The sequence below is a fragment of the Pseudomonas sp. GT1P32 genome (assembly GCF_054897805.1).
Map to the genome: position 1 here is coordinate 215,224 of NZ_CM142704.1, position 13,805 is coordinate 229,028.

The window sequence follows — 13,805 nt, forward strand, 5'->3', positions numbered from 1 at the left end:
ACCGAAGAGCTGACCAAGCATATCTCCGGCGATATGAACCAGACCCTGGCCGGGATCACCCACATCGACCAGACCATGGACGTCGTCGCCGGCGCCGTGGGCGACCTGGAAAAACGCTCGCAGCAGATCGCCGGGATCATCGCGGTGATTCGCAGCATCGCCGACCAGACCAACCTTCTGGCCTTGAACGCTGCGATCGAAGCCGCGCGGGCAGGGGAGCAGGGACGCGGGTTCGCCGTGGTGGCGGACGAAGTGCGGCAACTGGCAGAACGCACCAGCCGCTCGACCGGTGAAATCGGCGAGATGATCGGCGCCATCGGTTCTGATGTGCGCAACACGGTTGCTAACGTCCAGCAAGTCGGCGAAGCGGTGCGACTGGGCGTGGTGCAACTGACCACCTCGGCACAAGGTGTCGATCAGATTCGCCAGCATGCCCAGGACATTCTGACGCGCATCAGCGAAGTGGCGCGCCAGACCCAAAGCCAGGCCGCCACCGGTGAGCAATTGTCCGTCGCCATTCAGGGCGTCAGCCGGATCTCCGAGCAGAACGATCACGCGATCCGCAGCCTGCTCGATCAGTCGCTGCAATTGCGCGATCAGGCCGGGTCGTTGAACCAGCAACTGACGCAATTCAAGGATTGAGAACGGCCTGCAGGAGGCGGCGGCGAACTCTTGCGCCGTCGCTTCTGACCACCGGCGCTCAGGCCTTTTTTGCACGGACGGTGGCAGTTAATGCGCAGGGTGTTTGATGACAGTATTCTGTCTGCATAACAATCACCGCTGAATTGTGCGAGCGCCAACCCTTGAAGAGTCGAGCATTGCTGGTTGGGGTGGACATGGGCACCTCAAGCACTCGAGTCGTTGTCATGGACGAAAACGGCCGCAACCTGGGCGCCGCGAGTCGCCCCACACGTTTGTTGAATCCCGCGCGTCAGGTGTTCGAGCAGAGCCCTGACGAACTGTATGCCTCGGTCCTGTTGGCGATAAAGGATGCCTTGAGTCAGTCCGACTTCCAGCTCGCGGACGTTGGCGGCCTGGCGATTTGCGGACAGATGGCCGGGATTTCCACCATCGGCCGGGACTGGGAGGCGACCACGCCTTATGACTCGTGGCTGGATCTGCGTTGCGCCAGTCAGGTCCCGCGACTGAAGGCCTGCGAGCCACAGATCATCCAATGCTCGGGTGGCCCGGTAAGTGCCAATCACGCGGCGAAATGGCTGTATTGGCGCGAGGAACAACCGCACATCTACCGCAAGATCAGCAAGATCATCATGCCGGCCGCGTATGTGGCGGGGCGCATGGCCGACTTGAACAGCGATGCCGCGTTCATGGATTACACCTACCTGGGCTTCAACAGTTTTGCCGACAGCCAGGCGATGCAATGGAACACTTCGCTCATTGAGGCATTCGGCCTTGAGGCCGACCGGCTGCCCACGCTGGTAAAACCCTGGGATCGCATCGGCTCGGTCGGCCCCAGCGCGTCGAGCGTTTGCGGACTGTTGGCCGGCACGCCGATTTATGCCGGCTGTGGGGATATCGCCGCATCGTTGCTGGGCATCAGGGCCTTCACGCCGGGGCAACTGTTCGACATTGCCGGCACCGGTTCAGTGTTGGCGACGTTGCTCGACCACTATGCGGTCGACTCGCAGCACAACACCCTCACCACGTTCCGGCATTGCATCCCCGAGCTGTTTTATTCGATGGCCTACGTCGGTGGGGCCGGCATCAGCCTCAATCGGTTCGGTCTCGATGGCGCCGAATGCCAACAACTCGAACAGCGTGCCGCGGCGCCGTTGTCTGAGCGCAATAAATTATTGTTCCTGCCCCATCTCGGCGGGCGCCATGCGCCGTTCGATGCCTCGCTGGCCGGCGCCTTCGTCGGTCTCGACTGGACCCACGACCGCAGCGACCAATACCGGGCGATGCTGGAGTCGATTGCCTACGAATACGCGCGTTTTCTTGGGTGCATGAAGGACATGCAGATCGCTGTCGATCAGGTTGATGTATTCAGTCTGGGCGGCGGGTCCGGCAGCCAGCTGTTTAACCAGATCAAGGCCGATGTGCTGGGCTTGCCTTATCGCAAACCTCCGGCCGCCGAGTACGGTGTGCTCGGCGCAGCGATGTTGGTGGGGCACGGTGCCGGGGTGTTCGCTGATTTGCAGAAAACCGCCACTGATTGGCCGCGTCCGGACGAAACCCTGACCTTGCCTGACGTTTCGAAACAGGCGTTCTATGCCGGCATGCGCAAGGCCTATGAGCGGATGCTGACAAACCTCAAGCCGGTATTTGCCGATCTGCAGGCGGTTTCGCTTCCCTGAGCACGATGGCGTCGGGCGTCGGGCTCAAAATGTGTCGCGACGCGGTGTCGAGGTGCTTGAAGTACTGAACGGCAAACTCGACAAAAGATCTGACCCGTGGCGGTAATTTCTTCCCGCCTTCGGTGAGCAAATGGAACCCCGTGGTGGGGCATTGATAGTCTTCCAGCAGCGGCACCAGCCGCTTGGCCTGAATGTCTTCCGCCACCTCCCAGACCGACTTCCAGATAATTCCCAAGCCTTGAACCGCCCACTGGCGCAGGGTAAAGCCGTCGTTGGCCAGCCGGTTGCCCTTGACCTGAATCGTGGTCGGCACGCCCTTGCTGATGAACTTCCAGCGATCCAGTGCAAAGTCGGCGCGCAGTTGCACCAGGCAGTTGTGTTGATGCAGGTCTTCGGGGTGCAGGGGAGTGCCGTGTTGTTCAAGGTACTGCGGCGAACAGCAGACCATTTGCCGGTCCACACCCAGGCTGCGGGCGATAAGCGAGCTGTCCGGCAAGTCGCCGAAACGGATTGCGATGTCCGAGCCGGACTCGACGAAGTCCAGTATCCGGTCGGTGAAAAACAGGCGGATGCTGACATGCGGATTTTCGCGGATAAACGCATCGACCAATTGGCTGACCCACTGCCGCCCAAGATCAGTCGGGCAGGTCAGGCCGATGGTGCCCAGCAGATCGCTGTGACCGTTTTTGATGACGCTGTCGAGTGCATCAACCTGTTCGAGAATTTTCAGGGCGTTCTCAAACAGCAACTGCCCTTCAGCGGTTGGGCTCAGGCTGCGGGTGTTGCGCTTGAGCAAGCGCAAACCATAGAACTCCTCCATCGCCTTGAGCCGGCCACTCATGGCCGCTGGTGACAGGCCCATTTGTCGTCCGGCGGTTGAAAGTGACCCGGTCTGCACGACCAGGCGAAACATTCGCATGTCCTGTAATCGATCAACCATGGCAGTTCGTCTCGCGGAAGTTTCTTGTTAGTTGTTCATGAAGTATCGGCCGATTATTCAGTTAAAGCCATATTGTCGGCGGCGTTGATAAGTGCGGCCATAAACATGTGAGCCCCTTGGGGCGGGCGTTTCAGGGCACTTGTGAAGATAATTCAAATGAGTTTGTTGTTGGCTTCACCTTTCGGAATAGTTGAAAAGTCAATTTTTTAAAAGTGAATAGAAAATGCTGGGTGATTGTTAATAATGAATGCCTGCGCTTGATGAGTCACAATAAAAAGAGGGTTTATGTATGCGTGTTCAATATCAAGAGGCCGCTCCAGCGATTGATCTGGCCGGCCAATTCAAATTGGCGATGGGTCGCTTCGCCTCCTCCATAACCCTGATCACCACACTCGATGATGACGGCCACCCCCATGGTCTGGCGGCAACCGCTTTTTCTTCGGTGTCGATGGACCCCGCGTCGGCGCTGATCTGCATCAACCGAAGCGCCAGCGCCTCACCCGCGATCAAACGCTCCGGGCTGTTCTGCGTGAACATGCTGCAAAACAACCACGAACCGATCTGCAAGATTTTCAGTCAGCCGGACCTGCGCGAGCAGCGCTTTGTCGCGGGCGAGTGGCAGACCGGCATGCACGGTATCCGTTACCTGGTCGACGCGCAGGCAGCGATCTTTTGCGAAGTGGTGCAGGAAATCGAACACGGCACACACACCATATTTATCGGCAACGTCATTGATGTGATTACGCAACCTCTGGAAGAGCCGCTTCTGTATATGGGCGGGCGTTACAGGGAACTTGGGATTTAAACAGTCGTTGTGTCTTGCTCGGTCTTATAACAATTAGATAAGAAGTGGATGTGGGTATGAATAATCAGTTGCTGGTGAAATCAAGACTGTCCGGGTCCATTCCCAAGTGGATCGGACTGGACACCAATGTCGCAGGTCCGATGATCGGCCTTTTATTGTTATGCACGGTATTAACAGTCTTCACCGATAGTTTTCTGACGTTGAGTAACCTGCTCAACGTACTGGATCAAGTCACCGTGCTCGGCATCATGGCGCTGGGCATGACGCTGGTGATTCTCATCGGCGGAATCGACCTGTCCGTGGGCGCGGTGCTCGCGGTGGCGATCATGGTCATGAGCTGGCTCGAACAGGTGCTCGGCTTGCCGATGTGGGTCGCCATGCTCGGTGCGATCGCTGCCGGTGCTGCGTGTGGTTCAACCACGGCGTTGATGGTGGTCAGGGCAGGGTTGCCGTCTTTCATTGCGACGCTGGCAATGATGTCCATCGCTCGCGGGCTGGCCTACATGGTTACTGACGGCGCGCAAGTCAGCGGTTTTCCGGAGTGGTTCAGCAACCTCTCGGTGATTCGCTACGGTGGTGTGCTGTCGCTGACCGTGACCTGCTTCATCGTACTGGCCCTGGTGTTCTGGTTCGTTCTCAAGTTCACCGTCCCCGGCCGCAGCCTGTACGCCATCGGCGGCAGCAGCAAGGTGGCCAAGCTCGCCGGCATTCGCGTCAAGGGCTACACCAGTGCCGTCTACATCATCTCGGGCATTTGCGCCGCGCTGGGCGGAATCATCATGACCTCGCGTCTGGACACCGCCGGAGCGGGCGCCGGCGTCGGTTATGAGCTGGATGTGATCGCGGCGGTGGTCATCGGTGGCGGCAGCCTCAAGGGCGGCGCCGGCAGTGTGGTCGGCACGATTGTCGGCGTACTGATCATCGGCGTTTTGCGCAACGGCTTGAACCTGGCCGGCATCTCTCCCTTCGTGCAGCAAGTGGTCATCGGCGCGGTGATTGCCTTCGCGGTGATGCTCGATCTGCTCAAGCGCAAGGCTGACTGAACCCCCTGTGGTCGAACCGTCCAACACACAATAAAAAGGATAAAGACATGAACCTCCACGCATTTTCGCGGCGCTTTCTGTGGCTGCCGCTGTTGACCTGCATGATGTCGGCAGGCGTCCACGCCGAGAGTAAACCGGCGGAACAAATCACAGTCGGGATGTCGATCCCGAGCCTGCAATGGGTGTTCTACCTGATGGTCCGTGACGGCGTCATGGAACAGGCCAAGACCTTGGGCATCAAGAACGTGCTGGTGGCCGACGCACAGGCCGATCCCGCCCGGCAGGTCAGCCAGATTCAGGACATGTTGAGCAAGGGCATCGATGTGCTGCTCTATACCGCCACGGGTAGCGCGGCGTCGGCCGTACCGGTGCGGCTGGCGCGTCAGCAGGGCGTGCCGGTGATCTGCATCGACAATTTCCCGAAGAACGTCGAATGCGATGCCTACATCTCCACCGATAACCTGGCGGCAGCGGGTGAGCTGGCCCGGCAGATGATCTCACTGACCGGGGGCAAGGCTGAAATCGGCCTGCTCCAGGGCACCTTGGGCGACTCGACGGAAGTGGCCCGGGCCAAGGGCCTGAACGCGGTGCTGTCCCAGGCTCCGGAGATGAAAATCGTCGACCAGAAACCTACCGACTGGCTGCAGGACAACGGCTTCAAAGTCGCCCAGGACATGCTGCAAAAGAACCCGAAGATCAACGTCTTCATTGGGCGTTCCGATGCCCCGGCGCTCGGTGCCGCCCAGGCGGTCAAAGTCGCCAACATCGATCACAAGGTCTGGGTGTTCGGCTACGACGGTTTGCCGTCGGCCCTGGAAGCCATCCGCGACGGCAAACTGGACATGACCATTACCCAGCAAGCGGTGGGAATGGGCCGTACAGCCTTGCGCACTGCGGTGAATCTGCAACAAGGCAAACCGGTCGAGAAGACCCAGCTGCTGCCGGCCTTCGTCACCACCCGGGAAAACGTCGCGGCTTTCCTTGAGCAACATCCTTGAGATCGGCGAAGGAGGGCACGTCATGAAAGCGATCACCAGCGATCAGGCGCCGCTGTTCAGCGCCTGCAACATCGGAAAATCCTTCAACTCGGTCAAGGTGCTGGAGGACATCAGTCTCGATATCGGTTACGGGGAAGTGGTGGCGCTGCTGGGGGAAAACGGTGCAGGCAAATCGACCTTTTCCTCCATTGTCGCCGGAGCGCTGACGCCGTCCAAAGGCACGATGTTCCTCGCCGGCCAGCCCTATGCACCCACCGGTCCGGGGGCGGCGATTGCCCTGGGGATCAACATGATTCATCAGGAGATCCATCTGCTGGCTGACCTGAGCGTGGCCGAGAACGTTTTCCTCGGCCATCTACCGACCCGGGACGGGATCATCGACCGCAAGCAAATGTACCGCGAGACAGAAAAACAGCTGCGTCGACTGGGCCTCGATATCTCGCCGGACACCCCTGTGCGCCAGTTGAAAATCGCCGCGCAGCAACTGGTGGAGATTGCCCGCGCGCTGACGCTCAATTCGCGGCTGCTGATCCTCGACGAACCGACGGCGGCGCTGGGCAAGGAAGAGACCGACCTGTTGTTCAGACAGATCGAGGAGTTGAAGAAAGAGGGCGTTTCTTTCATCTACATCAGCCATCGGATGGAGGAGATTGCCAGGATCGCAGACAAGGTGGTGGTCATGCGCGATGGTCATCTCATTGCTCGCCACGAAACCGGAGCGGCCGATGTCAGCGTGCTGGTGTCGCAGATGGTCGGGCGTTCGATCGAGCGCTTGTTTCCGCAGTTGCCAGCGCCTCGCGAAGAGGTGGTGTTGAATGTCGAACAGCTGTCGGACAAGGCTGGGCGCTTCCACGACATTTCTTTTTCGGTGAAGGCCGGCGAAGTTTTCGGCATTGCGGGCATCGTCGGTGCCGGCCGCACGGAACTGGTTCAAGCGATTGCCGGGTTAAGTGCGGTGAATCACGGCAAGGTGATGCTGGGTGACCGGCACCTGCCGGCCAACAACGTGCTGGCGGCGATCCGTGCCGGCGTGGTGCTGATTCCCGAAGACCGCAAGTCCGAAGGTGTGGTGCTGAGCCAGACCATTGCTGAAAACCTCGCCTACTGCAATCTCGACAGCCTGAGCTCCTGCGGCGTCATGGCCAATCAGCGGGTGCTGGCGTTTGCCCGTGAGCGCATTGCGACACTGGGGATCAAGGGCCTGGCGGAACAGATGCTCGACAAGTTGTCGGGCGGCAATCAGCAGAAAGTGGTCATCGCGAAATGGATCGCGCGCAACCCGAAAGTCATCATTCTCGATGAGCCGACCCGGGGCATCGACATGGGCGCGCGAGCGGCGATTTACGAGTTGATCATCGAACTGTCGAAGACCGGCGTGTCGGTGATTGTCGTGAGTTCCGACCTTGAAGAAGTCATCGGTTTGTCCCATCGGGTGATGGTCATGGCGCGCGGTTGTTCCCAAGGGATTTTGCACCGACCGCAGATCGCGCCCGACACCATCATGACCCTGGCCACCGCTTGATAACGGGCTGTCACTGAGGAGCTCCATCATGTCTACCCCGTATCAACCGTTACCTTACCGGCCCTTTGCCGAGTTGCTCGACTTGCGCGGTAAAACCGCCGTCGTCACCGGCGGTGGCAGTGGCATCGGGTTCGCCATCAGCCAACGGCTGGCCGAAGCCGGGGCCAACGTGCTGATCGGCAGCCTGGCGCCGGAGCGTTGCCATGAACTGATCGAAGCCGGTTATGCCGTTTCGTTCCTGGCCACCGACGTCTGTCGTCCCGCCGACATTCAGGGCCTGGCAGACACCGCCATCGAGCGTTACGGCCGTCTCGATATCTGGATCAACAACGCAGGTGTTTACCCGCTCAAGGCCGTTGACGACATTGATCCGGGTTTCTGGGACGAACTCCACGCCATCAATACGCGTGCGGTGTTTCTGGGGGCACAGGCCGCTCAACGGCAGATGCGCAAGCAGGCGAGTGCCGGGGCGATCGTCAATCTGTCGTCGATTTGCGGGCACCGGCCGATGGCCAATCACTGCACCTACGACGCGTCAAAAGGTGCGGTGCTGGCGATGACACGAAGCCTGGCCAAGGACCTGAGCGCCTTCAACATTCGCGTCAACTCGGTATCCCCCGGGTTGACGGCAACGCCAGGCAATCTGGAGCCGGAGCTGCTGGAGCAACACCGGCAGAACAACGTGTTGAACAACATTGCACTGGGGCGGCCGGCAGAGCCCTTCGAGATCGCCAATGCGGTGCTGTTTCTGGTGTCGCCGCTGGCCTCCTACGTGACGGGTATCGATCTGTTGGTGGACGGCGGCTGGTTGCTGCACGGCAGTTGAAGAAGCGCGGCTGATTGCGCTTGCTCAAGCCGATCGCCGCGAAAAATTGAACGCATCCCTTGAACGTTGCGACTTGCAGCGCCGGCACTGGCACGCCTGCAAAACGAGCGCACGTCCTGAAAGCGGTGTGCTGCGCATTGAAATCAAGCAGCGCACCGATCACTGAAAACAGCAGGAGAACGACATGAAACTTGCCATGTTCATGCAGCCCCTTCATCACAAGGGCTGGGATTATCACGAGATGTACGACCAGGATATTGCCTGCGCCGTCCACGCCGACGCCGTCGGTTTTGATGAGCTTTGGGTCGGCGAGCACACCTCGCAACGCACGGAGCCGGTGACCAATGCCCTGCAATTCATGTCCAGCCTGATTCCGCTGACCCGGCGCATGAAACTGTGCACCGGGGTGCTGAACTTGCCGCATCATTTTCCGGCGCGGATTGCCGCCGATGCCGCGATGTTCGATCACATGTCCAAGGGCCGATTCATCATGGGCATCGGCCCGGGTGGCCTGGCCTCGGATTTCGAGGTGTTCGGCAGCAACGGCAAGGACCGTGGGCAGATGATGGTCGAATGCTACGAGATGATCCGCGCCATCTGGAACTCAAGCGCCCCTTACGAGTTTTCCTCGGAGCACTTCCAGGTCAGCCTCAAGGACTCGGTGAATCACGAGCTGGAAATCGGCTACATGCCGACGCCGTTCCAGAAGCCGTTCCCACGGGTTGCAACCACGGCCATGAGCCCGTTTTCCGGAACGGCGAAACTGGCAGGGGCCAAGGACTGGGACCTGATGTCGGCCAACTTCAACCCGACGGCGACCGTGGCCTCGCATTGGCTGGCTTACTGCCAGGGCGCCGAAAGTGCAGGGATCAAGGCCGATGCGAACAACTGGCGCGTGGCCCGTTCGGTGTTCGTCGCCGACTCCCAGGCCCAGGCCGAAGACTACCTGGCGCAAGACAGCTGCACCCTGCGCCGTTACTTCGATTACATGATCGATAACCTGTCCTCCAACAACTACACCAAGATCTTCAAGACCCGCCCCGACATGACCGACGAGGAAGTGACGGTCGATCACTGCATCAAGGAAATGGTGATTTACGGCGACGTGAATTCCGTGACCGAACAACTGGTCGCGTTCAGTGAGCAGACCGGGCCGTTCGGCACCTTGATGACCGCCTTCCACGAGTGGGATGACGAAGCACTGTGGCGGCGCTCGATGGAGCTGACGGCGCAGCAGGTCATGCCCCGTTTGAACGACTACATGACTCCGCGTTTGAAAGCGCAGTAATCGCCTTGTCGCGATTGCGCGCGTGTGTACGGCCACATCCCGGATGTGGCCGCAACTTTGGTAATGCGCCTGGACACTACACATGACTGATTTGACAAGACAGGACCTGCGCGAAGGTGATCGCGCGTTCGAACTGACCGCCACTGAACTGGCTCGCCTGCGGGAAAAAGCCCAGTTCATTCGCCTGGAAACCATCCGGCTGATCGAGATCGCCAAGGTCGGTCACTACACCTCGGTTTTTTCCGCCGCCGAGTTGTTCGCCGCGCTGTATTACGACGTGATGGACCTGCGGTTTGGCGAACCGAAATGGCCTGATCGCGACCGCTTCATGATGGGCAAGGGGCATGCGGCGGTCGGCCTGTTTCCGGTGCTGGTGGAGTGGGGATTCTTTGCGAAAGAGATCCTCGATAACTACACGCGCCTCGGCAACCCGCTGGGCGATCACCCCGACATGCGCAAAGTGCCGGGCGTGGATTTCTCCTCCGGCTCCATCGGGCACGCCTTGTCCGGCGGCCTGGGCATGGCATTGGCCGGGCGCATGCTCGGCAAGTCGTTCACCACCTACGTGATGCTCGGCGACGGTGAAATGCAGGAAGGGCAGGTCTGGGAGGCGGCGCTGGGAGCAGCTCACCACAAAGTCCACAACCTGGTGGCGATCATCGACCGTAACGGCTACCAGCTCGACGGCAATGTCGACGACGTCATCGGCATCGAACCGCTGGCGGACAAATGGATCGCCTTCGGTTGGGAAACCCACGTGGTCGACGGGCATGACCTGGCGGCGGTCACCCGCCTGTTGCGTCGCCTCAAGGCTGATAACACTCGCACGCAGCCGGTTTGCATCATCGCCAACACGGTGAAGGGCAAGGGCGTTTCCTACATGGAAACCGAGCCCGGCTGGCACCTCGGTTATCTCGATCCGGAAGATGCGCAACGTGCTATCGACGAAATCAAAAGCAAGGTGATTTAACTCATGAATACCGCACCTCTGTCGAACAACTCCTGGCAGTACCGGGAACTGAACAGCCAGACACCCAGCTTGAATGCCTTGTCCGATGCGCTGATCGAACTGGTCGAGCAGGGCGAGCCGATTGTCGCCGGCACCGCTGACTTGCAGTACTCCAACGGCCTGTCGAAATTCGCGCAGCTGCACCCGGAGCGCTTCGTGCAATTCGGGATTTCCGAGCAAAACATGGTGTCGGCGGCAGCCGGCATGGCGGCAGTGGGCATGAAGCCGTTTGTGGCGACGTTTGCCTCGTTTCTGCCGTTACTGTGCTGCGAGCAGATCCGCATGGACGTGGCGTACTCGGCGTTGCCGGTACGTTTGATCGGTCACCACGCGGGGATTTCCCTCGGCTTTTACGGCACTTCGCACCACGCCACTGAAGACCTGGCGATCATGCGTTCGATTGCCGACATCACAGTGGTCGCCCCGGCGGACGGCAATCAGCTCAAGGCGGCCATTCTGGCGTCAGCCAACTACCCGCAACCGATCTACTTCCGCATTCAGCGCGGGCGTGATCCGGTGGTGTATGAAACCGTTCCGGACTTTGTCTTCGGCAAAGCCACCGTGCACCTGACGGGCGATGAACTGACGATCATTGCCACCGGTTCCACGGTTCACCCGGCCCTTGAAGCGGCTCGGGCGTTGAATGCCGCGGGGCGTTCGGTGGGGGTGATCGACATGACGACCATCAAGCCGCTGGACCGTGAGGCGGTGCTGACTGCGGCGCGCAATAGCCGGGCGATTCTGACGGTGGAAGAGCACAACATCATCGGCGGGTTGGGTGGGGCGGTGTGTGAGGTGATTGCGGAAGAGGGCGTTGGGGTCAAAGTGCGGCGGCATGGCATTTACGACGAGTACAGCCTGATTGCGCCGCCGACTCATCTTTACCGGCATTACCGGCTTGATGCGGCCGGGATTGAAAGTGTGGCGCTGGAAGTGCTGGGTTGATTGCGGTTTTTTGCTGACTGATTGAGGCGGCTTTTGGTGAGGTCGCCTGGGGTTTTTCCCTTTGGGCTTTATGGGCCTGTACGTGTGACCGGGGTGTTCATTGAAGAGCGCGCTGGTTGCACGTTTTTTTTTGCTTGGTGATTGTGTGTATATCCGTTTTTGCGGTAACGGCTTCTATTGGTTTCGCCCTTACGGCGAGTCACTTGGAGAAGCGCCAAGTAACCAAGCGCTCTTGCCCCTTTCGTTCGGTGCCTCGCTGTGGCTCGGCATGCCCTCGCTCCGGTCCTGCTCCGTGGGCCCGCCGCGATCGGCCATCCCTGGCTGTGCGCGGCTAACCCGGCATCCATGCCGGGTTGCCCACTGCGCAGAACCTGCGCTCGGCCTCTCGAGGGGGCGTGTACCTCAAGATCAAAAGCTGAAGGCGAGCTAACGCTCGGCCTGATGAGTGGTGAAAATCAAAAGCAAATTGTAAGCGCGCGCCGGATTTGGCACCGCCTTGCGCGATAATTGGCACCGACCAGATCAAGATGTGTCGAGTGCTTTAGCGTTCTATTTGGCACCTGTGAGCGTGAAGTCGTATTCGGTCCGCATTACCCAACGCATTTAAGCTGGGCTAACCGGCCAAGTTATCGTGAAGGGATAACCTGGTTGTTGCTCCATTCGGTTCAAATCCACGCTGTAACGCATCCACGCGAGCAAGGCTTCTTTTTCTTGCTCTGTCGCCATCTCTAAATTAGCTGCGTACTGTAGCGGCGCTATGCGCATTTGAGCCACGCCAAGCCGACCATCCCGCTCAGCCAGAACCTGCACCACCTTTGCTTGTTTCTGGGCTACGACGTCCAGTTGCCAGCCATCGTCTCGCCACACATAGTAGTCACCTGGCGGAGGCAATAGGCCATGCCAAATCACTCTTACAGGCTGGCGAAACACCTGCGGATTGCCGGTGGCGTCGATAATTTCGGCGTGTAGGACAAGCCAGCCGTTGTGAGGCTGCTCGGCGGAGATGGAAATCTTTCTGGCGCGACCGTCATTGAGCAGGGGCTGGAGCGCTTGTTTGGCGTATTGCTTGGCAAGAATGCCAACCCTTGGGCGGTCTTTTTCGCGGCGAAGTTCGTGCAGGCGGGAACCCAACGTGGGGTCTGCCAACCAGGTTCCGAGGGGAGTAACGAGGCGGATGTAAACGGCATTTGCCAGCGTATTAATACGCTGGCCCGTCAAGTCGCCTGTGGTTGGGTTTATGCCTGCGTCCATGGGGATGCATGGTGCAGAGGTACGCGCAGTGAGGGTATTTCAGGACGGTTTAAGATTTACAGTCAGTCGCTAGCAGAACCATCATCCTTCTGATTGATAAGGACAGTGGTATAGAAATCCCGCTTGTGGAAACTGTGAGCAATATCTGAAAGATCACCTACATTAATGACCCTGGAATCATGACCGGAAGTCCCATCGTAGACGTAAATCCGATACTCCTTCTGATGACTGAAACACTCCCTTTTCTGCAGTATGGCTTGATCCTCTTCGAACGAACCATTGAAGGTGTCAGGGTCAAAATATTCAACCATTCCACGACCCACGATGTTTCCTGCCTGCACTTCAGCCTTTAGCGCGATGTCTAAACGCGCAATGAATTCTGAAGCAGCAACAACTACGCAGTAGTCCCCCAAATCCCCCTTTTCGACGTCTAACATCATGTGGGATTTTAGCTCGTCGAACGTTTCAAAGGTTAACTCATCATCTGTACAAAGGGTCGACATGCAGTAGACGTGGTAGTCATTGTGACGCGTTAGTCCCAGCACAACCGGACCTGCCAAACTCTTTATTACATGCTCCTCTCCAGTCACGTTATTCTTGATGGTCATCCTCGATATCTGATCAGGTTGGTACCAGCCTGTTACCCCCTCATGCTTGTCCCCGATATTGCAGGCGTCGTGCTCTTCGTATGCCTTGAAAAACCTCAAACGATTCATGTACAAATCACCGCGCAAAAATGCGTCGCGATGTGCCTTTTCTTTGAAAAATCGAATGAAGACGATAATTTTTTTCGCCATGTATTGCCTGCATGAGATGCGGTAGAGAGGAGATCATTGACCGCCTAAAGGAATAGCAGAAAC

The 13,805-nt window shown here is 58.7% G+C and carries 12 protein-coding genes and 1 pseudogene; 10 read left to right on the forward strand and 3 right to left on the reverse strand.

The window, feature by feature from the left end; translation table 11 throughout:
- Positions 1-105: 105 nt before the first annotated feature.
- Both ACYZUC_RS01015 and ACYZUC_RS01020 read left to right on the forward strand, forming a co-directional pair.
- A pseudogene (locus ACYZUC_RS01015) lies at positions 106-642 on the forward strand (methyl-accepting chemotaxis protein); the annotation flags it as partial.
- Positions 643-830: 188 nt separating this feature from the next.
- Positions 831-2,318 (forward strand): xylulokinase, encoded by a 1,488-nt coding sequence (locus ACYZUC_RS01020; RefSeq protein WP_461996794.1) that lies wholly within the window; start codon positions 831-833, stop codon positions 2,316-2,318.
- Here the strand turns inward: ACYZUC_RS01020 and ACYZUC_RS01025 are convergent.
- On the reverse strand, positions 2,275-3,258 hold the full coding sequence (locus ACYZUC_RS01025) for a LysR family transcriptional regulator (protein WP_461992828.1): 984 nt from the start codon (positions 3,256-3,258) through the stop codon (positions 2,275-2,277). The genes ACYZUC_RS01020 and ACYZUC_RS01025 overlap by 44 nt on opposite strands.
- A gap of 289 nt (positions 3,259-3,547) precedes the next feature.
- Here ACYZUC_RS01025 and ACYZUC_RS01030 point away from each other — a divergent pair, with 289 nt between their 5' ends.
- The 8 genes from ACYZUC_RS01030 (at position 3,548) to ACYZUC_RS01065 (ending at position 11,694) form a co-directional block, all read left to right on the forward strand.
- Positions 3,548-4,063 carry a flavin reductase family protein gene (locus tag ACYZUC_RS01030; protein WP_253404015.1) on the forward strand — a complete coding sequence of 172 codons (516 nt, stop codon included), beginning with the start codon at positions 3,548-3,550 and terminating at the stop codon, positions 4,061-4,063.
- Between the two features lie 56 nt (positions 4,064-4,119).
- Complete coding sequence (locus tag ACYZUC_RS01035; RefSeq protein WP_008033226.1) at positions 4,120-5,106, forward strand: ABC transporter permease; 987 nt, start codon at positions 4,120-4,122, stop codon at positions 5,104-5,106.
- A 47-nt stretch (positions 5,107-5,153) separates the two neighbouring features.
- Positions 5,154-6,104, forward strand: a complete 951-nt coding sequence (locus tag ACYZUC_RS01040; RefSeq protein ID WP_461992830.1) for a substrate-binding domain-containing protein — start codon at positions 5,154-5,156, stop codon at positions 6,102-6,104.
- 22 nt (positions 6,105-6,126) lie between these two features.
- Positions 6,127-7,626, forward strand: coding sequence for a sugar ABC transporter ATP-binding protein (locus tag ACYZUC_RS01045; protein ID WP_461992831.1), 1,500 nt, complete (start codon positions 6,127-6,129; stop codon positions 7,624-7,626).
- Positions 7,627-7,654: 28 nt separating this feature from the next.
- A complete protein-coding gene (locus ACYZUC_RS01050) occupies positions 7,655-8,452 on the forward strand; it encodes an SDR family NAD(P)-dependent oxidoreductase (protein ID WP_461992833.1) in 798 nt (265 codons plus the stop codon).
- A 184-nt stretch (positions 8,453-8,636) separates the two neighbouring features.
- Positions 8,637-9,740 carry an LLM class flavin-dependent oxidoreductase gene (locus ACYZUC_RS01055; protein ID WP_223416357.1) on the forward strand — a complete coding sequence of 368 codons (1,104 nt, stop codon included), beginning with the start codon at positions 8,637-8,639 and terminating at the stop codon, positions 9,738-9,740.
- Positions 9,741-9,822: 82 nt separating this feature from the next.
- A complete protein-coding gene (locus tag ACYZUC_RS01060; RefSeq protein ID WP_461992835.1) occupies positions 9,823-10,710 on the forward strand; it encodes a transketolase in 888 nt (295 codons plus the stop codon).
- 3 nt (positions 10,711-10,713) lie between these two features.
- Positions 10,714-11,694 (forward strand): transketolase family protein, encoded by a 981-nt coding sequence (locus ACYZUC_RS01065; protein ID WP_207286423.1) that lies wholly within the window; start codon positions 10,714-10,716, stop codon positions 11,692-11,694.
- 603 nt (positions 11,695-12,297) lie between these two features.
- On the opposite strand, the gene ACYZUC_RS01070 is transcribed toward ACYZUC_RS01065, so the two are convergent.
- Together ACYZUC_RS01070 and ACYZUC_RS01075 are read right to left on the reverse strand one after the other, a co-directional pair.
- Positions 12,298-12,945 carry a tail fiber assembly protein gene (locus ACYZUC_RS01070; RefSeq protein ID WP_461992837.1) on the reverse strand — a complete coding sequence of 216 codons (648 nt, stop codon included), beginning with the start codon at positions 12,943-12,945 and terminating at the stop codon, positions 12,298-12,300.
- 62 nt (positions 12,946-13,007) lie between these two features.
- Entirely contained in the window at positions 13,008-13,742 is a 735-nt protein-coding gene (locus ACYZUC_RS01075) for a hypothetical protein (protein ID WP_461992839.1), read from the reverse strand.
- Positions 13,743-13,805 lie beyond the last annotated feature (63 nt).

Coding starts and splice junctions, on each gene's coding strand:
- ACYZUC_RS01025 (WP_461992828.1), bottom strand. CDS start 3,258: ATGGTTGATCGATTACAGGACATGCGAATGTTTCGCCTGGTCGTGCAG.
- ACYZUC_RS01030 (WP_253404015.1), top strand. CDS start 3,548: ATGCGTGTTCAATATCAAGAGGCCGCTCCAGCGATTGATCTGGCCGGC.
- ACYZUC_RS01035 (WP_008033226.1), top strand. CDS start 4,120: ATGAATAATCAGTTGCTGGTGAAATCAAGACTGTCCGGGTCCATTCCC.
- ACYZUC_RS01040 (WP_461992830.1), top strand. CDS start 5,154: ATGAACCTCCACGCATTTTCGCGGCGCTTTCTGTGGCTGCCGCTGTTG.
- ACYZUC_RS01045 (WP_461992831.1), top strand. CDS start 6,127: ATGAAAGCGATCACCAGCGATCAGGCGCCGCTGTTCAGCGCCTGCAAC.
- ACYZUC_RS01050 (WP_461992833.1), top strand. CDS start 7,655: ATGTCTACCCCGTATCAACCGTTACCTTACCGGCCCTTTGCCGAGTTG.
- ACYZUC_RS01055 (WP_223416357.1), top strand. CDS start 8,637: ATGAAACTTGCCATGTTCATGCAGCCCCTTCATCACAAGGGCTGGGAT.
- ACYZUC_RS01060 (WP_461992835.1), top strand. CDS start 9,823: ATGACTGATTTGACAAGACAGGACCTGCGCGAAGGTGATCGCGCGTTC.
- ACYZUC_RS01065 (WP_207286423.1), top strand. CDS start 10,714: ATGAATACCGCACCTCTGTCGAACAACTCCTGGCAGTACCGGGAACTG.
- ACYZUC_RS01070 (WP_461992837.1), bottom strand. CDS start 12,945: ATGGACGCAGGCATAAACCCAACCACAGGCGACTTGACGGGCCAGCGT.
- ACYZUC_RS01075 (WP_461992839.1), bottom strand. CDS start 13,742: ATGGCGAAAAAAATTATCGTCTTCATTCGATTTTTCAAAGAAAAGGCA.